We start from the raw sequence: 22,068 nt of genomic DNA, 5'->3' as shown, positions 1-22,068 counted from the left end.
CGCGTGGCGGCCCGGGGCGAGGTGGGCCGGCGCCCGGGACGCGCGGCCGGTGGCAACCGTCTCGCGGGCCGCCAAGGCCTCCTCCGAGGCGGGCGGGTGCGGCGTGAGCACGACGGGCACACCGACGGGAGCGACCGGCGCGGGCACCGGTGCCCGGCGGGCGCGGCGGACGCGCCAGCGGTCGCGCAGGTCGAACAGGGCGACCTCGGCCCTCGCGATCAGCGGCTCGAACCACGGCAGCGCCAGCAGGATCAGCAGCCCCGCGGCCCAGCCGAGGAGCACGTCGCTCAGCCAGTGCGTCCCCAGGTAGACCGTGGTGAGGCCGACGCCGAGCGCGATCACCGCGGACAGTGCCGACAGCCAGCGGCGCGCTGTCGGGGTGGAGGCCAGGTAGGCCAGGATGCCCCAGGTCACCACGGCGTTGGCGGTGTGACCGCTGGGAAATATGTCGCCGCCCAGGCCCATCTCGTTGGAGCCGATGACGGTCGCGTAGTGCGGTCCGAGGCGGCCCATGCCGATCTTCGCGGCGCCGACCGTGACGTTCAGCAGCAGCAGCGAGGTGGCGAGGGTCAGCAGCGGACGCAGCATGTGCTGCCGCCACGAACGCCAGCCCAGCCACGCGGCGACCATCACCGCGGTGGGACCGCGCTGGCCCAGCACCACGTAGTAGTCGAGGAACGCGTGGATCTCCGGCCACTGCTGGTACGGCCGGAAGAACATGATCTGCCAGTCGAGCCGGACCAGCCACGAGGTGGTCACCACGGCCCAGACGATGGACAGGTAGAAGGCCAGGGTCGCCGAGAAGAGCACGAACCGGTGACGGCTCATCCGCGGCATGTCGATGTGCGCCGGCCGTTGCGGCTCACGGTCCAGCCGGGCGAACAGCCGGTCCAGGCGGGTGAGGGTTCCTTCGGTACGCACCTAATCGACGTTACAGCGAGTGAGCTCGGCTCTCGTACTCAGCACGGGCTTTGTGATGACGATGTGATGTGGGATTGCTCTCAACGGGGCTTTGTTTCCCACGAATTCCGCAATCCCGGGCGGCGCCCGCCCGTATTTCCCTTTCATCATTCGGGCGTATGCTTATGCCGCGCTTATGAATGCGCCGCACGAACACCCCGATGGAATGAGGCGCCCGCCCCTCGGCCGTTCGGGTCCGGTCACGGCGGACCGGACCCGTTCAGCCAGAACGCCCCGTACACCGCCGAGACCACCGCGACACCGCCCACCACCAGCGCCGACCGGGCAGGGCGCGGCCGGGCGAGGGCCAGGGCGAGCGGCAGCAGCAGCGGGAAGGCGGGCAGCAGCAGACGCGGCTTGGAGCCGAAGTAGCTCGACGCGCACAGGGCGAGCACGGTGACCACACCCGAGTACACCAGCAGCGCGAGCGGCTGCCGCTGCCGTACGCCGATGACGTACAGCCAGATCACCGCGGCGACGCCGGCGATCAGTCCGAGCCCGGCCAGGGACGACGGAAACGACGTGAACCTGCCGGCGATGAAACGGGCGAAGGCGTATCCGCCGTCGAAGCCGTTGCGCCAGCCGGCCTGGACGTCCAGATAGCCGAGGGGGCCCTTGCCGGTGCGGTGACCGACCCACAGGACGTAACCGGCGGCGCCGAGCGGGGCGAGCAGCATGCCGAGCAGGCGGCGCGTGCCCTCCGGGGCCGTTGTGCTCCGGTCGCGCACGAACGGTGCGAGGGCCGCGGCCCAAACCGCCGCGATCACGGCGAGACCCACCGGGCGGGTCAGCCCCGCCGCCAGGGCCAGGGCACCCGCCGTCACCCAGCGGCCGGTCAGCACGGCGTACAGCGTCCAGGCGGCGAGCGCCGTGAACAGAGACTCGCTGTACGCCATCGACTGCACGACCCCGACCGGCAGCACCGCCCACAGCAGCACCGCCCACACCCCGACGCGACGGCCGTACACATGGTCGACCACGGCGAAGATCCCCCAGGCCGCGGCGAGCGAGGCCACCAGGCCGACCGCGAAGCCGGCGTCGGCGTACGACAGCGGGCCCACCGCGGCGAGCAGCCGCTCCAGCCACGGCAGCAGCGGAAAGAAGGCCAGGTCGGAGTGGACGTCGCCGTTCGGCAGGCGCACCTCGTGACCGTAGCCCCGCTCGGCGATCCCGGCGTACCAGAGCGCGTCCCAGCGGGCGGTCAGCAGCGTGTACGCGCTCTTGCCGCGCGCGGCGCTCCACACCGCCAGGGCGAGCAGGCCCAGAGCGCGGACGGCCGCATACCCGAGGAGCGCCGGCGCGGCCCGGCGCAGGATCCCGGCGCGAGCCGCCGCCACGTGCGTCGCAAGATCGGTCACTGGTCGATTATCGAGTGCGCGCGGAACCGGACCGGCTGCCCGGGCGTGCCGGCGGAGAGAGGAGTGGCGTACGCCACACGGGTTGGGCGTGTGCTCTGAGAGGGGGGTCACGCGCCGCCCGAGCGGACTCACGTACGCTGACGTGTCACTCGTATGCCGTCGCGCGGGCCGGAGACCACCGCTCCTCTCCGGCCGGGTCGCGGGGAGTCCCCAACCCCGCGGGCACGCCGGACGCGAGGGTTCATCTGGGAGGTACGTACATGTCCGGGACGACCGCGGCCGCCGCTCGGCTGCGCCGTCGGGCAGCTGGGGCCGGTGCCAACCGCTGGGTCGTCCTGATCGTCCTCTGCGCCAGCCTGCTGCTGGTCGCGGTCGACGCGACCGTGCTGCACGTGGCGGTGCCCGCGGTCACCGAGGACCTCCGGCCCGGCGCCATCGAACTGCTCTGGATCGTCGACTCCTACCCCCTCGTCTGCGCCTCGCTGCTGATCCTCTTCGGCACGCTGGGCGACCGGGTGGGCCGCAGACGGATCCTGTTGCTGGGGTACGCCCTGTTCGGCGTCGCCTCCGCTCTGGCGGCACTCGCCCCCAGCCCCCAGGTGCTGATCTTCGCGCGGGCGCTGCTCGGCGTCGGCGGCGCCATGATCATGCCGGCCACGCTGTCCCTGCTGCGGCAGGTGTTCCCCGACCGGCGCGAGCGGGCGCTGGCCATCGGCATCTGGAGCGCGGTCGCCGCGGTGGGCGCGGCGGTCGGGCCACTGCTGGGCGGCTTTCTGCTGGAGCACTTCTGGTGGGGGTCGGTCTTCCTCGTCAACATCCCGCTGATGCTGGTGAGTCTGCCGGTGGGCCGGCTGCTGCTGCCCGAGTCGACCGGTGACCGCGACGGCCCCTGGGACCTGGTCGGCGCGTTGCTGGCGGCGGTCGGGCTGTTCGGTGTGGTGCTGGGCGTGAAGCGGCTCGGCGGCGGGGAGGCGCTGAGCGTGCTCACCGTGGTGCCGCTGGTGGCCGGTGCGGCGCTGCTGACGGTGTTCGTACGGCGGCAGCGGCGGCGGGCGTATCCGCTGGTGGACCTGAGCATGTTCGCCCGGCCGGCGTTCAGTACGTCGGTGGGCTGCATCGTGCTGGCCATGCTGGCGCTGGTCGGGCTGGAGCTGATCGCGGCGCAGTATCTGCAGCTGGTGCTGGGGCTGTCGCCGCTGCAGACGGGGCTGCGGCTGCTGCCGCTGACGTTCGCGGCGATGGCGGCCGGGCTGGCCGGGGCGCGGATGCTGCGGCGGTTCGGGCCGCGGCGGATGGTGTCCGCCGGGTTCTGCCTCACCGCCGGCGCGGTGGTGGTGCTGACCGCGATGGGCACGCGGGACAACCCGGGACTGCTGCTGTTCGGCTTCGTGCTGCTCGGGTTCGGTCTGGAGACCACGCTCTTCGGGGCGTACGAGTCGATGCTGAGCGAGGCCCCGCCGGAGCAGGCGGGGGGAGCCGCGGCGATCGGCGAGACGTCGTACCAGCTGGGTGCCGGGATGGGCATCGCGCTGCTCGGCACGGTCATGAACGCGGCGTACGCGCCGGGGCTCGCGAACGTGCCGGGGGTGCCGGCGTCGGCGTCGGAGGCGGCGTCGCACTCGCTGGGGGAGGCGTACGGGGTCGCCGCGCGGCTGGGCGGGGCCGCGGGGGGCGCCCTGCGGAGGGCGGCGCGGGACTCCTTCGTGCACGGGCTGCATGTGACGCTGCTGGTGAGCGCGGGGCTGCTGCTGCTGGGAGCGGTGATGGCGCTGCGGCTGCCGCGGGCGATGCAGTGCGAGGCGGCACCGGTGGAGCTGCCCGCGCAGCGGGAGACCGAACGGTCCCGCGTGTCGGCGTGACCGCGCTTCCTCTCCTGCCCGCCGCGGTGCGCGGCAGGCGGGAGAAGGCGCTGGACGTGGGCCGCACCGCGTCGTAACGTCGGGCCGGAGTCGCGAACTAGCGGTGCTAGTTGTCCCAGCCGGAGGTGCCCATGTCCTCGTTCGACCCCGTCGACCCCCTCGGGATCGACGATCTGCTGGACCCGGAGGACCTGGCCGTCCGCGACACCGTGCGGAACTGGGCCGCCGACCGCGTACTGCCCCACATCGCCGAGTGGTACGAGAAGGGCGAGCTGCCCGTCGTCCGGGAGCTGGCCCGCGAACTCGGCGCCCTCGGCGCCCTCGGGATGTCGCTCAGCGGCTACGGCTGCGCCGACGCCACCGCCGTACAGTACGGGCTGGCCTGCCTGGAGCTGGAGGCCGCCGACTCCGGCATCCGCTCCCTGGTCTCGGTGCAGGGCTCCCTCGCCATGTACGCGATCCACCGCTTCGGCAGCGAGGAGCAGAAGCAGGAGTGGCTGCCCCGGATGGCCTCCGGCGAGGTGATCGGCTGCTTCGGGCTCACCGAGCCCGACCACGGCTCCGACCCGGCCTCCATGCGCGCCCACGCCAAGCGCGACGGCACCGACTGGGTCCTCAACGGCCGCAAGATGTGGATCACCAACGGCTCCGTGGCCGGCGTCGCCGTCGTCTGGGCGCAGACGGAGGACGGCATCCGTGGCTTCGCCGTCCCCACCGACACCCCCGGCTTCTCCGCCCCCGAGATCAGGCACAAGTGGTCCCTGCGCGCCTCCGTCACCAGCGAGCTCGTCCTCGACGACGTACGGCTGCCCGCCGGCGCCGTACTGCCGGAGGTCACCGGGCTGCGCGGACCGCTCAGCTGTCTGTCCCACGCCCGCTACGGGATCGTCTGGGGCGCCATGGGCGCGGCCCGCTCCAGTTTCGAGGCCGCCCTCGACTACGCGAAGTCACGCGAACAGTTCGGCAGGCCCATCGGCGGCTTCCAGCTCACCCAGGCCAAACTCGCCGACATGGCGGTCGAACTGCACAAGGGAATTCTGCTCGCCCACCATCTGGGGCGGCGCATGGACGCCGGCCGCCTGGGTCCCGAGCAGGTCAGCCTCGGCAAGCTCAACAACGTACGGGAGGCGATCGAGATCTGCCGTACGGCGCGGACCATTCTCGGGGCGAACGGAATCTCCCTCGAATACCCCGTGATGCGGCACGCGACCAACCTCGAGTCGGTGCTCACCTATGAAGGCACCGTCGAGATGCACCAGCTCGTGCTGGGCAAGGCACTCACCGGGCTCGACGCCTTCCGGTGAGGCCGAGGCGGGGCGGGGCCGGTGTGCGGCCCTGCCTCAGCTCTGGTTGAAGAACCCGTCCGACCGGTGCGCCGCCGGGTCCCCGCTGATGATCTCGGTGTCGGAGGGGGACAGCAGGAAGACGCGGGTGGACACGCGGTCGATGGAGCCGCGCAGGCCGAAGACCAGCCCGGCCGCGAAGTCGACCACGCGCTTGGCGTCGGCGGCCTCCATGGCCGTGAGGTTCACGATGACGGGCACGCCCTCCCGGAACAGCTCACCGATGACACGGGCGTCCCGGAAGCTGTCCGGAGTCACCGTGCCGATCCGCCGGCCCTTCTCCTCGGCCGTGTCCGTGGCCACCCTCACCCGGGGGTCGGTGACCCAGGCGTCCCCGGACTCGGGACCCTCGGAGTAGTCGTCGTCGTAGTAGCGCTCGTCATCGTTGTCGTCGACGAGGCCGAGCCACGCACTCGCCTTGCGTACCGATCCCATGGACGCCTCCTCTCACAGCGGTCATTCTTCCTTTCCGCATCCCTATGGTCATCCATGATGCTGACAACGCGCCAAGTGAATAGACGCCGCGCGGGGGGTTTGTGACGGTACTGGTGCACGGCGAATCCGTCGAGAGCCCGTGTGCCCCAAGGGCGGTGCGCTACACGGATGCTGACGGTGAGTGAAATATGATTGTCCCCAGCGCACGCGTGCACACGGGTGACGCGCGGTGCGTACGGGTGAACGAAGGGGTCGACGGGATGCGGTGGCTCCACGTCGTACGCCGCCCGGGGGACAGCCGGTCCTGACGGAAGCCTCAGTCGTCCGAGTGGGGAAAGCACTTGCTGTCCGGAGGGTCGAATTCCGGACACCCCGTGGCCTGAGCGGTTGGTGGTGGTGTGACCCTCCTCACTCCTGTCGATCCGGACGCCAAGGTTTTTTTCAGGCTCCTGACCTGCCGTCAATTCACTCCAGCCGCACACCGCCTCCTCGAATCGCACACAGCCGCACGGCTGAAAGGGACCCTTGCGCCGACCGGTCGTTCGGCCGAATACTCCCCCACAGCGCTTGTCAGGGGCACGACGTGTCCGAAATCCGGACACCCGTTCTCTGGCTGCGCATCACGGGCCCCGACCCCACGCGGGCCCCCGACTTCCTTTGTGGAGGAACGCAAAGTGAGGATCAAGAGCACCACTCCCCGCAGCGGCGTGACGAGACGGACCCGGCTGATCGCCATCGCATCCGGACTCGTGGCCGCAGCCGCGTTCGCGGTCCCCAGTGCGAACGCGTCCGATGCGCCGGCCACCTTCAGCGCGACCCAGCTCGCCAAGGCGAGCGACTCCGTGCTCAAGGCCGACATCCCGGGCACGGCCTGGGCGGTCGACAGCAAGACCAGCCGGGTTGTCGTCACCGTCGACAGCACGGTCTCCCAGGCCGAGATCAACAGGATCAAGCAGCAGGCGGGGAGCAACTCCGGTGCCCTGACAATCAAGCGCACCCCGGGCAAGTTCACCCCGCTGATCTCCGGCGGCGACGCCATCTATTCGAACAGCGGGCGCTGCTCGCTGGGCTTCAACGTCCAGGACAGCAGCGGCAACTACTACTTCCTGACCGCCGGCCACTGCACCAACGGCACGGGCACCTGGTACTCGAACTCCACGCGCTCGACCGTGCTCGGCAGCACCGCCGGTTCCTCCTTCCCCAACAACGACTACGGCATCGTGCGCTACACCAACAGCTCGGTGGCCAAGCCGGGCGCCGTCGGCAGCGTCGACATCACCAGCGCGGCCACGCCGTCCGTCGGCACCACCGTGTACCGGCGCGGCTCCACGACCGGCACGCGCAGCGGCCGCGTCACCGCGCTCAACGCGACGGTCAACTACGGAAGCGGAAACGTCGTCTACGGCATGATCCAGACCACGGTCTGTGCCGAGCCCGGCGACTCCGGCGGCCCGCTCTACTCCAACAGCGGCATCGCCTACGGCCTGACCTCCGGCGGCAGCGGCAACTGCAGCTCCGGCGGTACGACCTTCTTCCAGCCGGTCACCGAGGCGCTGAGCGCCTACGGGGTCCGCGTCTACTGACGTCCCCCCGGGCCGGGTCGCCGCCCGTGCGGCCCGGCCCCTGCCCCACCCTCACGTCCAGTGAAGGCCCCGCCCTCCGCGCGCAAGGGCGGGGCTTTCGCGTGTCAGTTGGCCCACGGCGGCGCGATGACGGTGCCGTCGGCCAACTCCGCCCGCAGTCCGACGGACGTCACCACCCAGGAGGTGGCGGCCCGCTCCGTGGGGTTCTCCACGGCGAGGGTCGCGCCGGCGCTCACGATCACCGTGTCGCCCGCGGTGACCCGGTCGGTGCGGCCGTCCACGGTGATCAGGAGTTCGCCGTCCAGCAAGTGGAAGACCTCCTCGCGGTCGACGGTGTGGGCGGGTGCCTCGGTGCCCGCGGGGATCTCGCCGCGCCACGCGCACAGTTCCTTGGCGCCGGTGCGGGGAGCGGCGTGCGAGACGAAGCGGACGCCGTGGATCTCGTGGGTCACGGCGTCGGACGGGCGGACGACAGGCATGGGTGTCTCCTCCGGGAGAGCGGCGAATGATGGTCAAGCTGCTTGACCGAGTGGTTCAGGTTTATGGTCAAGCGGGTTGACCATTCAGTCAAGGGTGTTTCAATGCCTGCGTGCAGAACTCCGACGCCATGGCCCTGTCCGCCGCTCTTCTCGCCGTCGCCGGTGAGCTCACCCAGCGCATTCACGACGGCGTCGTCGCGCGCGGCTTCGAAGGGCTGCGGCCCGCGCACGGCTTCGCCTTCTCGCGGCTCGCCCCGGACGGTGCGACCGTCACCGAACTCGCCGCCCACCTCGGGGTCACCAAGCAGGCCGCGAGTCAGTTGGTCGACGAGATCGTGCGGAAGGGGTATGCCGAGCGGCGGCCGCACCCCGGGGACGCCCGGGCCCGGCTGGTGGTGCTGACCGAGCGGGGGTGGGCGTGCACTCGCGCGGCGGAGGAGGCGGCCGCGGAGGCGGTGCGGAGGTGGGCCGAGGTGCTGGGGGAGGGTGAAGTGCGGGCGCTGTGGGGGAATTTGGGGCAGATTGCGCCGGGTGGGCCGATTCGACCTGCTTGGTGACCAAGTGTCAGGGGTCTTATCACGGACCCCGGTTGTCGGTGGAAGTTTTTACCGACGCGTAACTTCACACTTGGACTACTCGCCCGTAACTTGACGAGTGAACAGCATCCCGTGATCCGGATCACAGGGCGTAGTGCCGTCGCACCTCCCTTGAGCCGCAAGGAGATCACACGATGCTGCCCTTCAAGAGGGCGGTCGGACCCCTCGTCGCCCTGGTCCTGGCCGCCGTGCTCGCCGCCGCCCCCGCCGCCACCGCCCACGCTTCCAGCGCTCCCAACCGAGGCTGGAACGACTACAACTGCAAGCCCTCCGCCGCCCACCCCCGCCCCGTCGTCCTCGTCCACGGCACCCTCGGCAACTCCGTGGACAACTGGCTCGGGCTCGCGCCGTACCTGAAGAACCGCGGATACTGCGTCTTCTCCCTCGACTACGGTCAGTTGAAGGGCGTCCCGGTCTTCTACGGCCTCGGCCCCATCGACAAGTCGGCGGAGCAGCTGTCCGCCTTCGTCGACAAGGTGCTCGCCGCGACCGGCGCCACCAAGGCCGACCTCGTCGGCCACTCACAGGGCGGCATGATGCCCCGCTACTACCTGAAGTTCCTCGGTGGGGCCGCCAAGGTGAACGCCCTCGTCGGCATCGCGCCCAGCAACCACGGCACCAACCTCAACGGGCTCACCAGACTGCTGCCGTACTTCCCCGGCGCCGCCGACCTGCTCAAGGCCACCACCCCCGCCCTCGCCGACCAGATCACCGGATCCGCCTTCCTCACCAAGCTCAACGAAGGCGGCGACACCGTGCCCGGCGTGCACTACACGGTCATCGCCACCAAGTACGACGAGGTGGTCACGCCGTGGCGCAGCCAGTACCTGACCGGCCCCGACGTGCGCAACGTCCTGCTGCAGGACCTGTGCCCGCTCGACCTGTCCGAGCACCTGGCGATCGCCCTGTTCGACCGCATCGCCTTCCACGAGGTGGCCAACGCGCTCGACCCGGCCCACGCCACCGCCACCACCTGCGCGTCCGTGTTCAGCTGACGTGCTTCGGGGCCTGCCCGGCCTGAGCCGCCGGACAGGCCCCGTGTTCATGGGCCGCGTCAGCGGCCTCGCCGGCCCCCGGCCGCGGCGCGCCGGCGGACCGAGGTGAACAGGGCCGCCGAGCCCAGCGCCAGGGCGGCCGCACCGCCGACCGCGACGTACGGGGTGCTGCCGTCACCGCCGGTCTCGGCGAGGTTCGTCGAGGCTCCGGCGGCCTTCGGTCGGTTCGGCTCGTCGACGGCGGTGGGCTGCGCGCTGCGGTCCACCGCTGGCTGCTCGACGGTCTCCGTGGCCGCGGCCGGGACTGTCGCCGGGGTCGTGGTCGGGTCCGTGGTCGTACGGGCGTCCGCGTCCCCGTGGCCGTGGTTCTCGATCGTCGACTTGTCGGCACCATCCTCGATCTGCCGCTCGGTCGGCGCGGAGGCGGCCGGCGTCGGAGCGGAACCGCCGGAACCGCCGGACGCGCCGCCGAAGGTGACGTCCGAGCAGGAGTAGAACGCCTCCGGGCTGTCCGAGCGCTGCCACACCGCGTACAGCAGCTGCTTGCCGGAGCGCTCGGGCAGCGTCCCGGAGAAGGTGTAGAAGCCGTCCGAGGCGACCGGGTCGGTGGCCGTCGCGACCGGGCGCTCCAGATCCAGGTCACCCCAGGCCAGCGGCTTCGCCGGGTCGTAGCCGGGCTTGGTGAGGTAGACCGTGAAGGTGCCCTTGTGCGGGGCGGTCACGCGGTACTTGAAGGTGTACGAGCCGCTGCGTACGGAGGTCGCCGGCCAGTCCGCGCGGGGCAGGTCCAGGCCCGTGAACTGCTCGTTGTCCGCGCTGCACAGCCTGCCGTCCGGGATCAGCTCCTGGTGCCGACCGCCCGCGTCGCCGATCCGGATGCCGTTCCAGTCGTACAGCGCCTGAGTGCCGCCGGCCGCGACCGCCGCCTTGCAGGCCGCAGACTTCGGGCTCTCCGGGCCCTCCGCGTAGCACTGGGCCACCCGGCTGACCGGGTCCCCCATGGAGCCGTGTGCGGACGCGGGCGCCGCGGCGAGCGCGGTCAGGGCCAGCGGGGGTATGCCGAGGACGGCGAGAGCGGCGGCCTTGCGGCGTGGGGACATCGGGGAAACTCCTCGGACGCTTCTGACACGGGGGGCGGATTCCGTGGGACGGATCCCGTGGGGTGATCAGAAGCTAGCCCGAAGAAACCGCGAAATCGCCTGCCGAAGGCGGTCCGGGGAGATCCTTATGCTCGCGTTAAGGAAGGGCTGAGGCTGCGCTCAGGTGGGGAGAGCGCACGGCACGGCGGACACGGGGACCACGACCGGATCCGCCGCCGCGAGCGGCTTCGCCGGCGCGTCTCATGAGTCGGCCGCCGGTCATGCGTCCGGCCACCATGTGCGTGCGATGTCCTTGCGGACCTCGGGCCGCCCGGCGGGACGCTCGTCGTTTTCCTCACGGACCCGGCGGGTGTCCGTCTTCCTCGGGGGCTTCCGCACTGTCACACGGCGCATGGCTGCCTCCTTCGCCGCCTACCGGGTTCCGTCTTCCGACGGAGGTAGACCTTTGGGGCGAGAGTTCCTCATCGGTGCGGGTCTGTCTGTGGTGGCTGTCACGGTCCGGTTGATCCGGTTGTCAGTGGTGGGTGTCACTCTTGGGCTCATGAGTGAATCGACCGCCACCGACAGTGACGGGGTGGCCTGGGCCCCTGTGGACTGGGACGCGCAGGCCGCCGTCTTCGACGACGAGCCGGATCACGGGCTGCGCGATCCGCAGGTGCGGGCCGCCTGGGCCGAGCGGCTGCGCGACTGGCTGCCCGGGCGTTCCTCCGACATCCTCGACCTCGGCTGCGGCACCGGCAGCCTGTCGCTCCTCGCGGCCGAGCAGGGGCACCGGGTGACGGGCGTCGACCTGTCCCCGGCCATGGTGGAGCGGGCCCGCGCCAAGCTCGCCGGCCGGGACGCGGTGTTCCTGGTCGGCGACGCGACGGACCCGCCGGTGGGCGAGCAGCGTTTCGACGCCGTCCTGGTCCGCCACGTCCTGTGGGCGCTGCCCGGCCCCGCCCGCGCACTGCGGCACTGGCAGGGGCTGCTGCGGCCGGAGGGCCGACTGGTCCTGGTCGAGGGTGTCTGGGGCACGGTCACCCCGATCGGCATACCCCCGGAGCGGCTGACCATGCTTCTGCGGCCACTCGCCTCCCACCTTCACCTGGAGCACCTGTCGGGCGACGCCAGGCTGTGGGGCGGGGAGGTGGCCGACGAACGGTACGCGGTGGTGGCCTCGATCTGAGTGGCCTCGATCCGAGTCCCGGCCCGGTCACGAGGGCCGGCGCACGGCTCAGGCCAGCAGTGTCTCGAAGCCGCCCCCGCGGGCCAGCCCCTCCAGCTCGTCGAGCGCGGTCAGGGCGGCGGTCGCGGACTCGGGGTCCGTGTGCGACAGGCCGCTCGCCGCGAACTCGTCCTCGTCGAGGCGCCGTACGTCCGTGCCGTCGGCCGAGCGCCACAGGTCCAGGTCGAGGTCCTCGACGACGAGTTCCATGCCCAGGCGGGTCGCGGGGCGGGTCACGTCGCAGTACCAGCCCTTCAGGGTCCCCTGGGCGTCGCGGACCTCCTTCACCGAGTACCAGCGGTCGCGCCAGTAGTGCTCGGTGAAGACGTCGCCCGGCTCGAAGCGTACGAAGCCGAAGTCGCGTACCGCCCCGCCCGCCCACGGGGCGCGCACGGTGACGCGCGTGCCGTCGTCCGCCAGCAGCTCCGCCGGGTAGCGGATCTTGGTGAGGCCGGCCTTGACGAGGACCACGTCCAGCCGGCTCCCGGGCTCACCCCAGTTCGCGGACATACCGCACCTCCGTACCGCACACCTCGTACCCGAACCACTTGTTGATCGCGATCATCGGCTCGTTGCCGGTGTCGTTCCCCGTGAACGCCTCCGTGTACCCGGCGGCCCGCGCGCGGTGCAGCGAGTCGTTCTTGGCGAGCTTGGCCAGTCCCCGGCCGCGGAAGGCCCGGGCGGCGCCCGTCATGGCGGTGGAGTAGCGGGTGCCGCCGTCCGTGTGGGCGGCGGTGAAGGCGGCCGGGCGGCCGTCGGCCACCGCCACCGAGGTCAGCTCCAGGTCGAGCAGCGGGTGCCGCCAGGTCTGCTCCAGCCAGGCCTCGTAGTCGGTGAACTCGAAGTCCACGTCGCCCGGCTCGTCCGCCGTCGTCTCCGCGTCCAGTTCGAACAGCGGACGCGGATCGCCGGCGTAGTCCGAGCCCCGGCGGAGTTCCACGCCCGGGGGCAGGTCCTGCAACGGGGGGAGTGTGCCGTTCGCCAGGTCCAGGCGCAGGAAGTGCGCGGAGCGGCTGGCCCGGTAGCCGTGCAGCTCGGCGAAGGCCCGGTTGCCCGGCTCGTCCAGGACCCAGGTGAACAGCCTGACCGCGCCGTGGGCGGCCAGGTGCTCCTCGGCGGCCCGTACGAGGAGACCGCCGGCGCCGCGGCGCGTGTGCTCGGGGTCCACGTACACGTTGACATTGCCCTGGCCGGGCTCGGGGCTCTCGTGGGACAGATGCACCTGCGCCGTGCCGATCACCTTGCCGTCCGCCACGGCGACGAGGGGCCGGTAGTGGGCGTCGGGGTGCAGGTGGGCCATGTCGTGGGCGAGCGATTCAGGGGTGACCAATATGTACGGCAGCGCGCGGTGCCGGACGCGGGCGAAGCCCTCGAGGTCGGCCCGCACGTCGGGGCGCAGGTCGTGGACGATCACAGTCATGGGGACGCACGCTACGGGGAGACCCGACCGGGTGCCTCCCATTTTCCGCCCCGGCCGTCCGCTGGGTCGCACACGCGCGCGTGCGGGACAATCACCCCGTGACCTTGAAGATCCACATCGACGACGGCGCACCCCCCTACGAGCAGGTGCGGGCACAGATCTCCGAACAGGCCCGGTCGGGGGCGCTGCCGGTGGGGTACCGGCTGCCCACGGTGCGCGGACTGGCCGAGTCGCTCGGGCTCGCGGCGAACACGGTCGCCAAGGCGTACCGGGCGCTGGAGGCGGACGGCGTGATCGAGACGCGGGGCCGCAACGGCACGTTCGTCGCCGCCGCGGGCTCGGCGGCGGTACGCGAAGCCGCGGCAGCCGCCCGGACCTACGCGGAGCGGGTACGGCGGCTCGGGCTCGGTGAGGACGAGGCGCTGGACGCCGTGCGGGACGCCCTGCGGGCGGCCTACGGGCAGTAGCGCCGACGACGCGCGGGCAGCAGCCCCGGAGTCCGTGTCACCGTCAGGCCCGCTCTCGCCGCCGCCCGCGCGAACACCACCGCGTCCCGCACCGCCGCCGCCGTCGGGTCGTTGTTGAAGTAGGCGTACACGTCCCGCTCGTCCGGCCAGGTGGTCGCGACACGGTCCACCCAGGTCTCCAGGCACCGTCGGCCGTAGCGCGGCCAGGCCAGGGCGCGGCCCACGTGGAAGCGGACGTAGCCCCAGCCGGCGGTCCGCCACAGCGGGGTGACCGGGCGGGCGTACGCGTCCGCCCAGCACAGGGCGGCGCCCCGGGACTCGAGGACCTTCCGGACCTCCGGCGTCCACCACGACGCGTGGCGCGGCTCGACCGCCACCCGGGTGCCGGAGGGGAAGCACGCCAGGCAGGCGTCCAGCAGCCCAGGATCGGCGCGCAGGGTCGGCGGCAGCTGGAGCAGCACCGGCCCGAGCCGGTCGCCGAGGCCCGTCGCGTGGGTCATCAGACGGTGCACCGGCTCCTCGGGGTCCTTCAGCCGCTTGAGGTGGGTGAGGTACCGGCTCGCCTTGACCGCGACCACGAAGTCCGGCGGGACCCGCTCCCGCCACGCCTCGAAGGTCTCCCGCGCCGGCAGCCGGTAGAAGGTGTTGTCGATCTCCACCGTGGCGAAGGCGGCCGCGTACTCCTCCAGCCACAGCCGCACAGGACACCCCTCCGGGTAGAGCACGCCCCGCCAGTCCTTGTACTGCCAGCCCGACGTCCCGACGAACAGGGTCATACGCTCATCGAAGCACCGGCGCGCGCCCGCGGCCCGTCACAGGTACAGGCCCGCGTCCGCCCCGGCGCGCGGCTCCGGCAGCGCCGTGGGGGAGGTGCCCCGGCGCAGCGCGTACAGCTCGGCCAGGGTGGCGCCCTCGCGGCCCACGCCCTCCTCGGTGCCCAGCCAGTTCACCGCCTCCCGCCGGGTCAGCCTCCCCACCTCGATACGGGCCAGACACCGGCCCGGGCGGACCACGGCCGGGTGCAGCCGCTCCAGGTCCTCGTTGGTCGTCACGCCCACCAGGACGTTGCGGCCCTGGCCGAGCAGGCCGTCGGTGAGATTCAGCAGCCGGGACAGCGCCTGGCCCGCCGTGTGCTTGGCCTCGCCGCGGATCAGTTCGTCGCAGTCCTCCAGCAACAGCAGCCGCCAGCGGTCCCTGCCCGCCGCGTCCTCCTCGCCGATGGCGATGTCCATCAGGTAGCCGACGTCGCTGAACAGGCGTTCCGGATCCAGGACGCAGTCCACCTGGCACCAGTCCCGCCAGGAGCGGGCCAGCGTCCGCAGCGCCGAGGTCTTGCCGGTGCCCGGCGGGCCGTGCAGCAGCAGGAGGCGGCCCGCGATGTCCCCGGGGGTCGTCTTCATGAGGTGGTCCATGGCGTCCGCGACCGGGGCGGTGTAGTTCGCCCGGACCTCGTCCCAGGTGCCCGCCGAGACCTGCCGGGTGGTGCGGTGCGGGCCACGCCGGGGCGAGTGGTACCAGAAGCCCATGGTCACGTTCTCCGGCTGCGGCTCCGGTTCGTCCGCGGCGCCGTCCGTCGCCTCGTCCAGCACCTTCGCGGCCAACTCGGCGCTGGTCGCGGTGACCGTGACGTCGGCGCCCCGGTTCCAGCGGGAGATCAGCAGGGTCCAGCCCTCGCCCTCGGCGAGGGTCGCGCTGCGGTCGTCGTCGCGGGCCACGCGCAGCACCCGGGCGGTCTTGGGCAGCAGGGTGGCGCCGGAGCGCACGCGGTCGATGTTCGCCGCGTGCGAGTACGGCTGCTCACCTGTCGCGAAGCGGCCGAGGAACAGCGCGTCGACGACATCGGACGGCGAGTCGGAGTCGTCGACGTTGAGCCGGATCGGCAGAGCGTCGTGCGGGTTCGCGGACATGCCGCCATGATCCGGCACACGCGCGTGGTACGCACCCGGTTTCCCGCGCGCGTGACCGTGGCCGCGCTCCTACGGACCCGGGCACGGCCCGAGCACGAGCCGGGCACGGCCCGGACCTGAGCCGAGCATGACCCAAGCATGACCAAACCCTGTCCCAGGGACGATTCCCGCCCTTACTCTTGTCCTTGATGGGACGTCATGGGGGGAATTCGGGGGCAGGGCGGTGGCGGCTCACCGCGCTGCTCGGGGTGGGTGTGGCGGCAGTGGCCCTGCTCGTGGCCCTGATCAGCACGCTGCCCGGCGGCGCGGGCACCGAGGGCACCGCGGGCACCACACGCGACGGCGACAAGGTGCACGGCACGCCCGCGACCCCGCGGGGCGCGGACAAGCCGTACGTCGGCTGGGGCTTCACACACACCCAGTTCAGCGCCGACGAGGGCAGCGCCACGGCGACCGACCGGGTCGAGGGGCTGCTGTCGAAGGGCGGCGGCCTGCCGCAGAACCAGGCGATCATGGGCTGGGGCGCCGACAACCCCGAGCCGGTCAAGGGGCGTTACAAGTTCGGTGCTCTCGACAGCCGGATCGACTTCATCCGGGCCTCCGGCGGCACCCCGGTGATCACCCTGTGCTGCGCCCCGGACTGGATGAAGGGCGGCCGGGCCGGCGTCGACAACACCGACTGGAGCCAGGCCGCCCTGGAGACCGCCCCGACCCCCGACCACTACAAGGACTACGCCGCGCTCGCCGCGACCGTCGCCAAGCGCTATCCGGACGTACGCCACTTCATCGTCTGGAACGAGTTCAAGGGCTTCTGGAACGACGCCGAGGGCCGCTGGGACCACGAGGGCTACACCGAGCTCTACAACCTGGTCCACACGGCGCTCAAGCAGGTCGATCCCAAGATCATGGTGGGCGGCCCCTACCTGGTCATGGACAGCGTCGACCCGCGGCAGAAGGAGAACGCCTCCACCACCCTGCGCGGCCCCTGGGGCGCCATGGACCAGCGGGTCCTGGACGCCTTCGCCTACTGGAACCAGCACAAGGCGGGCGCCGACTTCGTCGTCGTCGACGGCTCCAGCTACACCAAGGACGGCGACCTGCTGCCCGACGAGTTCGCCGCCACCGACAAACTCACGGCCGTCGGCCAGTGGGTACGGCAGCAGACGCGCGGACTGCCGCTGTGGTGGGCCGAGTACTACGTCGAGCCCGCCGACCGCAACGACGACCGCAAGGGCTGGTCCGAGCCGCACCGCGTCGCCGTCCAGGCCGCCGGCCTGATCGCCATGGCCAAGGGCGGCGCCACCTCCGGCTTCTACTGGAACCCCCAGAAGGAGAAGGGCGGCGACTGCCCCGGCTGCCTGTGGACGCCGACCGGCTCCTCCGGCGGCGGACAGGCGCTGCCCCTGTACGACCTGGTCTCCCGCTTCGGCCGGGCGTTCCCGCCCGGCACCACGTACGAGACCGTGTCCGTCACCCCGGACGACATGCCCAACGTACGCGTCCTGGCGAGCGACAGGACCGTCCTGGTGGTCAACACCCTGAACCGGACGATCAGCGCGAAGATCGACGGCAGGCGGTTCGACATGAAGGCGTACGAGGTGAAGTGGCTCGAGCGGTAGTGACTCGAGCGGAACTACGTCCAAGGCCGTTCCAGCCCCTTCACCCGCCGTCCCTTCACCCGCCGTCCCTTCACCCGCCGTCCCGTCAACCGCCTCCCAACGTCAGGAACCGCTGCACCAGCGAGGCGAACAGCACCGCCAGCAGTGGCAGCGAGAACCAGAAGCCGCTCTGCAGCCACCGCAGCCGGCGCACACTCGGCCGCATCGCGACCCGGACGAACTCCCGGGCCGTCAGCATCACGACCAGCGCCAGCGTCGCGAGGCCGCCGGCCACCGACCACGGCGTCCAGGTCACCTTCGGCCCGATCGGCCCCGGCTGCGGCTGGGGCACGGCGCCCTCGGGCTGCTCGCGCAGCACGTACAGGGTGACGTCGTCGTTGGCGAGGACCTTCCTCAACTCCTGTCGGTTGTCGAGGTTGTCCACGAGCCGCGACGGCCAGGTGTCCGAGTAGCCCACGTCCATCCGCAGATACGTCACCTGACTTTTGTTGACCATCAGATACGAGTTCGGGCCCGCGTCCCTGAGCGACTTCACCAGGCCGGAGACCAGCACCGGGTCGGTCGGCGCCAGGGTCGGCACGTAGGTGACGCGCTCCATGTCCCTGGCGCCCCAGGGCATGGCCGGAGTGACGTTGGTGGCCGGGTCGTTGCTCAGCCACAGCAGCCGTACGGTCGGCTTGTCGTGGGCGTAGACGTAGTCCATGGCGGCGACCTCGCCGGGCCGGATCCGCTCGAAGGACTCGTTGCCCCACCGGGCCACCAGGAAGCCGCCCATGAGGAGCAGGCCCGCCAGCAGCGCGGCGAGCGGCGCCAGGCTCACCCGGTCCTTCTCACGTTCCTCGACGGTCGCACCGGCCCGCGGGAAGAGGGCGAGCGCCGCCAGCAGGGCGGCACCGGGAAGCGCGAACATGAAGACCCGCAGCGCCATTTCGCCGCCGTAGGACTGCATGCCGAAGCCGAGGAACGGCACGAAGGTGAGCACCGGCAGCGACCGCTCCCGGTACTTGTGCTCGCGCCGCCGCAACCAGCCCCAGCAGGCGAGGGCCATCACGGTGCCGGCCAGCAGCACGCGCGCGTACAGCACCAGTCGGTGCGCGGAGTCGCCGCCCTGGATACGGCCCGAGACGGACGACGACACATTGCCGCCGATCCCGCCGATCCCGCCGAACAGCTCGTCGAAGTGTCCGGACCAGTACGGCTCGGCCATGAAGCCCAGCCAGAACGCCACCAGCACCGCGAACAGCACGGGCAGACCGCGCAGTTCGGACCGGCCGACCAGGACCAGCACGGCCAGCACGCCCAGCATCACGAACGGCGTGAGCTGGTGGGCCGGGACACTGGCCGCGAACAGGCCGATCACGACCATGAGCAGCACGGCCCGCTGCCGCCGGTCCGTAGGCTCGACCTCCGCCTCGCCGGGCCGCGCCCTGGTCCACAGCATGCGCGGCGCCCGGAACCAGACCAGCAGGATCGCCACGAAGGCCAGGTAGAGCAGGTAGGTGAAGCCCTGCGGGGAGAAGTAGTCCTGCCCCACCCAGCCGCTGAGCACGAAGATCCACACTCCGGCCCACTTGGCCCGCCAACTCGCCCGCAGCGCGCGGGTCAGCAGGAGCATCGGCGCCAGGTACAGCAGTTGGACGGTCAGCGGCCACCAGCGGATGACCTCGGTGAAGTCGCTCAGCCCGCAGGCGCGGGCGACGAACGCTGCCACCGCGAAGAACCCGGGCCAGCTCCAGCGCGCGTCCAGGTCCGGTACGGCCGACGCGTGCAGGGAGACGACGGTCGCGACCAGGGTGACCAGCAGCAGCGCCCGGTGCTCGCGCCGCAGCCACAGCAGCGCGGCGAACACCGCGATCAGCAGCGCCGCCCCGGCCAGGGTCGGCAACGGCAGTACGGAGACCAGGCCGAGCCCACCCATCCGGTCCAGGTCGGCGGCGTCGAGGCGCAGCGCGGGCACCCAGTACAGCAGCAGGGCCGCGGTCAGCAGGCAGCCGAGGAGGACCCCGGTCCGGGTGGGTACCGGACGCTGCCGCCAGGACCGCGGAGGCGCGTCGGGCAGGTGTTCCTCCTCCGTCCCGGACTCGGGCTCGGGTGCCGTCCGCGGGTCGGGTCCGGGAACAGGAGCCGGTGCCGCCGCCTTCGGTACGACGGCCCGCTCCTCCTCCGCGAACGGCGCGTCCACTTCCCGCTCCTCCACGGGCAGCCCCACCCGCTCCGGTGGCCAGGTGGGCGGGTCGGCGGGTCCCAGGGCGGTGCCGGCGGGCGGGGTGCCCGGTCCGGGCCGTACGTCCGGCCGGCGTTCCACGTGGTCGAAGTCGACGTGGACGCCGAGTGCGAGGGTGTCGGAGTCCAGCGCCCAGGCGGGCCGCCGGTGCGGTGCGGACTTGGCGGGCGCCTCGCCCGCCCCGAGGTCGGCGAGGTCCCCGTCGGGTGCCGCGTCCTCGGGGACGCCGGCGGCCGGTGCGCCCTTGACGATCCGGTAGAGCCTGGGCGCGGCGATCGCGACGATCACGGCGAGGCTGGAGATCTCCGCGACGCCCGCGCCGGTCAGCCCCATCCGGGGGAGCAGCAGCAGCGTCAGCCCGAGCACCAGCGCGCACAGCAGGCCCTGCAGCCAGGCCAGCCCGGCGGTGCGGCTCTGCGCGCGCAGCACCGCGAAGTACGTCTCCATCACGACCCGCAGCAGCGCGCCGACGGCGAACCAGCGCAGCAGCGGTGTCGCCGCGTGCGCGTAGCCCTCGCCGAAGACGTGCAGGATCTGCGGCGCCAGCAGGAACATCAGCCCGCAGATCGGCACCATGATCCGGGCCATCCGCCGCAGCGCCGCCCGGGTGTTGGCGGCCAGCCGCGCCGGGTCGTGCGAGCCCTCCACGGTCAGCGAGGCGCCCATGTTGATGGCGAGCAGGTTGACCGTGCCGCCGATCGTGGTCGTGATGTAGAAGTACGCGTTGTCGGCGGAGCTGACCTGCGAGGCGATGATCACCGGTACGAGGTAGACGACCGCGAGCGAGAACAGCGAGCCGGTGTAGTCGCCGGCCAGGAACCGTCCGAGTTCCTTCGCCGTCGGCGGTTCGGTGTGGTCCTCGGTCGCCTTCACGTGCCGGGGCACCAGGCGCCGGAAGACCAGCCAGCCCAGCGGCACGATGGAGAAGGCGATCGCCAGCCCCCAGGAGGCGAAGACACCCGTCGTCGGGATCGCGGCGGCCAGAGCGACCAGCAGCGCCAGCTTCACCGCCGAGAACACGGTGTTGCCGACCGGCACCCAGGGCGCGCTGCGCAGCCCGGTCAGCACCCCGTCCTGCAGGGTGAGCAGGTTCCAGGCCATCACGATCACGATGAAGCCCAGACCGTGCAGGAGTCCGTGCAGGAAGCGGTACGACGGCCCCCACAGGTCCAGCGTGAGCAGGAAGGCACCGGCCGCGCACGCCACGATCAGCGAACTGCCCACGTACGTACGGGCGATCAGGCGTCCGGTGGCACGTCCGGAGACCGGGATGAAGCGGGCCAGGGCGCCGGTGAGCGTCACCGCGGTCAGCCCGGCGAGGAGCTTCATGGCGGCGATGGCGGCCGAGCCCTGGCCGACCGCGTCGTCGGAGTAGTAGCGGGCGGCGACCAGCCAGTAGCCCAGGCCCAGCACCGCGGAGATCCCGGTGTTGAGCATCAGCGCGTAGGCGTTGCGGAACAGCTGGTCGCCGCCGCCGGGCCGGCCCCGTCCGGGCAGCCGCAGCCGACGCCCCGGCTGCTCGGGCGCGGGGGGTTCGGGGGCCGACGCCTCGGTGGCGGTGGTCGTGTCAGACACGGCTGCGGATGGCCTTGCGGCGGACCTGTCGTGCTCTGCGGACCATGGCGTACCCCTTGGTCAGGGCGCGGTCCCCGGCGAAGTTCCGGGTGATCGCGCGGCCCTGGACGAGCCGCTCGAACTCCTCGGAGGTGGTGGAGCGGCGCACGGTGAGCCGTTGCAGGGCGTACGGGCCCTGCCGGCGGCGGGCCAGGCCGTTGCCGACGGCGAGGGCCTGCCCGAAGCCCGCCGCCCGCACCCGCGCCCGCACCCGGCGGCTGGAATAGCCGTAGGGGTAGGCGAAGGAGGCCGGGACGGCGCCCAGTTCACCGGCGACGATCTCCTTGCAGCGGATCAGCTCCGACCACAGGGTGTCGTCGTCGAGCTGGTCCAGCTGCGGGTGGGTGTGGCTGTGCCCGCCGATCTCGACCCCGCCGGCGGCGAGTTCGCGCACCTGGTCCCAGTCGAGCATGGTGTCCGGGCCGCCCCCGGTGTCGTACGCCCCCCTGATCCAGCCGGTGGAGACGAACAGCGTGGCCGGGAAGCCGTGCCTCGCGAGCACGGGCAGGGCGTGCCGGTGGACGCCCTCGTAGCCGTCGTCGAAGGTGATCAGCACGGGGTCCGGGGGCAGCGGCGCGAAGCCCTCCGAGCGCCAGTGGGCGGCCAGTCGGGCGGTGGTGACCGGGTGGAAGCCGCGGTCCTTCAGCACGTCCATCTGCTCCGCGAACGCCTCCGGCGCCACGGACAGGCCGCGCGTGGCCTCGTTGGGCTCGGATGCGACCGCGTGGTACATGAGCACCGGCACGGGTGCGTTCATACGGCTCTTCCCCCCTCGCCGTCCTCGATCTCCACGACCTGGAAGCGGGCGCCGCCCCGGCGCGCCCGGAGACTGCCGACGGCGTAGCCGCCCGCGGCCGCGAGCACCCCGGCGACGATCGCACCGGCCCGGCCCGCGCCGCCCG

20 protein-coding genes are annotated in these 22,068 nt (G+C 72.0%); 8 read left to right on the top strand and 12 right to left on the bottom strand.

Going from position 1 to position 22,068, the window contains the following annotated elements:
* Positions 1-921, bottom strand: a 921-nt coding sequence (locus DEP02_RS29710) for a phosphatase PAP2 family protein (protein ID WP_112470774.1), incomplete at its 3' end; no start/stop codon positions are given.
* 239 nt (positions 922-1,160) lie between these two features.
* On the bottom strand, positions 1,161-2,318 hold the full coding sequence (locus DEP02_RS29705) for a putative hexosyltransferase (RefSeq protein ID WP_112470773.1): 1,158 nt from the start codon (positions 2,316-2,318) through the stop codon (positions 1,161-1,163).
* Between the two features lie 260 nt (positions 2,319-2,578).
* On the opposite strand from DEP02_RS29705, the gene DEP02_RS29700 reads away from it, so the two are divergent.
* Together DEP02_RS29700 and DEP02_RS29695 are read left to right on the top strand one after the other, a co-directional pair.
* Entirely contained in the window at positions 2,579-4,177 is a 1,599-nt protein-coding gene (locus tag DEP02_RS29700; RefSeq protein ID WP_112470772.1) for an MFS transporter, read from the top strand.
* Between the two features lie 131 nt (positions 4,178-4,308).
* The gene (locus DEP02_RS29695) at positions 4,309-5,481 is read left to right on the top strand and encodes an acyl-CoA dehydrogenase family protein (protein ID WP_112470771.1); all 1,173 of its coding nucleotides are present in this window, start codon (positions 4,309-4,311) and stop codon (positions 5,479-5,481) included.
* 36 nt (positions 5,482-5,517) lie between these two features.
* Here DEP02_RS29695 and DEP02_RS29690 read toward each other — a convergent pair whose 3' ends face one another.
* On the bottom strand, positions 5,518-5,955 hold the full coding sequence (locus tag DEP02_RS29690; protein WP_112470770.1) for a cell division protein SepF: 438 nt from the start codon (positions 5,953-5,955) through the stop codon (positions 5,518-5,520).
* A gap of 674 nt (positions 5,956-6,629) precedes the next feature.
* On the opposite strand from DEP02_RS29690, the gene DEP02_RS29685 reads away from it, so the two are divergent.
* A complete protein-coding gene (locus tag DEP02_RS29685) occupies positions 6,630-7,538 on the top strand; it encodes a S1 family peptidase (RefSeq protein WP_112470769.1) in 909 nt (302 codons plus the stop codon).
* 104 nt (positions 7,539-7,642) lie between these two features.
* On the opposite strand, the gene DEP02_RS29680 is transcribed toward DEP02_RS29685, so the two are convergent.
* Positions 7,643-8,017, bottom strand: a complete 375-nt coding sequence (locus tag DEP02_RS29680) for a cupin domain-containing protein (RefSeq protein ID WP_112470768.1) — start codon at positions 8,015-8,017, stop codon at positions 7,643-7,645.
* 110 nt (positions 8,018-8,127) lie between these two features.
* Between DEP02_RS29680 and DEP02_RS29675 the strand changes: the two genes are divergently transcribed.
* Both DEP02_RS29675 and DEP02_RS29670 read left to right on the top strand, forming a co-directional pair.
* Positions 8,128-8,574, top strand: coding sequence for a MarR family winged helix-turn-helix transcriptional regulator (locus tag DEP02_RS29675; protein ID WP_112470767.1), 447 nt, complete (start codon positions 8,128-8,130; stop codon positions 8,572-8,574).
* A 173-nt stretch (positions 8,575-8,747) separates the two neighbouring features.
* Positions 8,748-9,608, top strand: coding sequence for an esterase/lipase family protein (locus tag DEP02_RS29670; protein ID WP_112470766.1), 861 nt, complete (start codon positions 8,748-8,750; stop codon positions 9,606-9,608).
* A 59-nt stretch (positions 9,609-9,667) separates the two neighbouring features.
* Here DEP02_RS29670 and DEP02_RS29665 read toward each other — a convergent pair whose 3' ends face one another.
* Together DEP02_RS29665 and DEP02_RS35405 are read right to left on the bottom strand one after the other, a co-directional pair.
* Positions 9,668-10,708 carry a lytic polysaccharide monooxygenase auxiliary activity family 9 protein gene (locus DEP02_RS29665; RefSeq protein WP_112470765.1) on the bottom strand — a complete coding sequence of 347 codons (1,041 nt, stop codon included), beginning with the start codon at positions 10,706-10,708 and terminating at the stop codon, positions 9,668-9,670.
* Between the two features lie 258 nt (positions 10,709-10,966).
* On the bottom strand, positions 10,967-11,101 hold the full coding sequence (locus DEP02_RS35405) for a hypothetical protein (protein ID WP_112470764.1): 135 nt from the start codon (positions 11,099-11,101) through the stop codon (positions 10,967-10,969).
* A 148-nt stretch (positions 11,102-11,249) separates the two neighbouring features.
* Here DEP02_RS35405 and DEP02_RS29655 point away from each other — a divergent pair, with 148 nt between their 5' ends.
* Positions 11,250-11,876 (top strand): class I SAM-dependent methyltransferase, encoded by a 627-nt coding sequence (locus tag DEP02_RS29655; protein ID WP_112470763.1) that lies wholly within the window; start codon positions 11,250-11,252, stop codon positions 11,874-11,876.
* A gap of 48 nt (positions 11,877-11,924) precedes the next feature.
* Here the strand turns inward: DEP02_RS29655 and DEP02_RS29650 are convergent, their stop codons facing one another.
* Together DEP02_RS29650 and DEP02_RS29645 are read right to left on the bottom strand one after the other, a co-directional pair.
* The gene (locus DEP02_RS29650; RefSeq protein WP_112470762.1) at positions 11,925-12,425 is read right to left on the bottom strand and encodes a ribonuclease FAU-1 family protein; all 501 of its coding nucleotides are present in this window, start codon (positions 12,423-12,425) and stop codon (positions 11,925-11,927) included.
* Positions 12,406-13,335: a GNAT family N-acetyltransferase gene (locus tag DEP02_RS29645; protein WP_112470761.1), complete on the bottom strand. Its 930-nt coding sequence runs from the start codon at positions 13,333-13,335 to the stop codon at positions 12,406-12,408. Before DEP02_RS29645 ends, DEP02_RS29650 begins: the two co-directional genes overlap by 20 nt.
* A gap of 98 nt (positions 13,336-13,433) precedes the next feature.
* Between DEP02_RS29645 and DEP02_RS29640 the strand changes: the two genes are divergently transcribed.
* On the top strand, positions 13,434-13,802 hold the full coding sequence (locus tag DEP02_RS29640; RefSeq protein ID WP_112470760.1) for a GntR family transcriptional regulator: 369 nt from the start codon (positions 13,434-13,436) through the stop codon (positions 13,800-13,802).
* On the opposite strand, the gene DEP02_RS29635 is transcribed toward DEP02_RS29640, so the two are convergent.
* Together DEP02_RS29635 and DEP02_RS29630 are read right to left on the bottom strand one after the other, a co-directional pair.
* Positions 13,790-14,578, bottom strand: a complete 789-nt coding sequence (locus DEP02_RS29635; protein ID WP_112470759.1) for a DUF72 domain-containing protein — start codon at positions 14,576-14,578, stop codon at positions 13,790-13,792. The two genes, DEP02_RS29640 and DEP02_RS29635, sit on opposite strands and share 13 nt — an antisense overlap.
* A gap of 36 nt (positions 14,579-14,614) precedes the next feature.
* The gene (locus DEP02_RS29630) at positions 14,615-15,709 is read right to left on the bottom strand and encodes a DUF5925 domain-containing protein (RefSeq protein WP_112470758.1); all 1,095 of its coding nucleotides are present in this window, start codon (positions 15,707-15,709) and stop codon (positions 14,615-14,617) included.
* 188 nt (positions 15,710-15,897) lie between these two features.
* Here DEP02_RS29630 and DEP02_RS29625 point away from each other — a divergent pair, with 188 nt between their 5' ends.
* Positions 15,898-17,328 (top strand): GH39 family glycosyl hydrolase, encoded by a 1,431-nt coding sequence (locus DEP02_RS29625; protein ID WP_112470757.1) that lies wholly within the window; start codon positions 15,898-15,900, stop codon positions 17,326-17,328.
* An 85-nt stretch (positions 17,329-17,413) separates the two neighbouring features.
* On the opposite strand, the gene DEP02_RS29620 is transcribed toward DEP02_RS29625, so the two are convergent.
* Both DEP02_RS29620 and DEP02_RS29615 read right to left on the bottom strand, forming a co-directional pair.
* Positions 17,414-21,127 carry a lipopolysaccharide biosynthesis protein gene (locus DEP02_RS29620; RefSeq protein WP_112470756.1) on the bottom strand — a complete coding sequence of 1,238 codons (3,714 nt, stop codon included), beginning with the start codon at positions 21,125-21,127 and terminating at the stop codon, positions 17,414-17,416.
* Complete coding sequence (locus tag DEP02_RS29615; RefSeq protein ID WP_112470755.1) at positions 21,120-21,923, bottom strand: polysaccharide deacetylase family protein; 804 nt, start codon at positions 21,921-21,923, stop codon at positions 21,120-21,122. Before DEP02_RS29615 ends, DEP02_RS29620 begins: the two co-directional genes overlap by 8 nt.
* Positions 21,924-22,068 lie beyond the last annotated feature (145 nt).

It is taken from the genome of Streptomyces triticisoli, from assembly GCF_003270085.1.
In the GTDB taxonomy this organism is placed as follows: Bacteria; Actinomycetota; Actinomycetes; order Streptomycetales; family Streptomycetaceae; genus Streptomyces; species Streptomyces triticisoli.
Note: the sequence above shows the minus strand (reverse complement) of the source record. Positions and strands in the feature narration are given on the sequence as shown.

What these genes read in the sequence shown, in the direction of transcription:
- DEP02_RS35405 (WP_112470764.1), bottom strand. Translation starts at nt 11,101, where the DNA reads ATGCGCCGTGTGACAGTGCGGAAGCCCCCGAGGAAGACGGACACCCGC.
- DEP02_RS29655 (WP_112470763.1), top strand. Translation starts at nt 11,250, where the DNA reads ATGAGTGAATCGACCGCCACCGACAGTGACGGGGTGGCCTGGGCCCCT.
- DEP02_RS29630 (WP_112470758.1), bottom strand. Translation starts at nt 15,709, where the DNA reads ATGTCCGCGAACCCGCACGACGCTCTGCCGATCCGGCTCAACGTCGAC.
- DEP02_RS29635 (WP_112470759.1), bottom strand. Translation starts at nt 14,578, where the DNA reads ATGACCCTGTTCGTCGGGACGTCGGGCTGGCAGTACAAGGACTGGCGG.
- DEP02_RS29650 (WP_112470762.1), bottom strand. Translation starts at nt 12,425, where the DNA reads ATGTCCGCGAACTGGGGTGAGCCCGGGAGCCGGCTGGACGTGGTCCTC.
- DEP02_RS29680 (WP_112470768.1), bottom strand. Translation starts at nt 8,017, where the DNA reads ATGCCTGTCGTCCGCCCGTCCGACGCCGTGACCCACGAGATCCACGGC.
- DEP02_RS29665 (WP_112470765.1), bottom strand. Translation starts at nt 10,708, where the DNA reads ATGTCCCCACGCCGCAAGGCCGCCGCTCTCGCCGTCCTCGGCATACCC.
- DEP02_RS29615 (WP_112470755.1), bottom strand. Translation starts at nt 21,923, where the DNA reads ATGAACGCACCCGTGCCGGTGCTCATGTACCACGCGGTCGCATCCGAG.
- DEP02_RS29645 (WP_112470761.1), bottom strand. Translation starts at nt 13,335, where the DNA reads ATGACTGTGATCGTCCACGACCTGCGCCCCGACGTGCGGGCCGACCTC.
- DEP02_RS29695 (WP_112470771.1), top strand. Translation starts at nt 4,309, where the DNA reads ATGTCCTCGTTCGACCCCGTCGACCCCCTCGGGATCGACGATCTGCTG.
- DEP02_RS29690 (WP_112470770.1), bottom strand. Translation starts at nt 5,955, where the DNA reads ATGGGATCGGTACGCAAGGCGAGTGCGTGGCTCGGCCTCGTCGACGAC.
- DEP02_RS29700 (WP_112470772.1), top strand. Translation starts at nt 2,579, where the DNA reads ATGTCCGGGACGACCGCGGCCGCCGCTCGGCTGCGCCGTCGGGCAGCT.
- DEP02_RS29625 (WP_112470757.1), top strand. Translation starts at nt 15,898, where the DNA reads ATGGGACGTCATGGGGGGAATTCGGGGGCAGGGCGGTGGCGGCTCACC.
- DEP02_RS29670 (WP_112470766.1), top strand. Translation starts at nt 8,748, where the DNA reads ATGCTGCCCTTCAAGAGGGCGGTCGGACCCCTCGTCGCCCTGGTCCTG.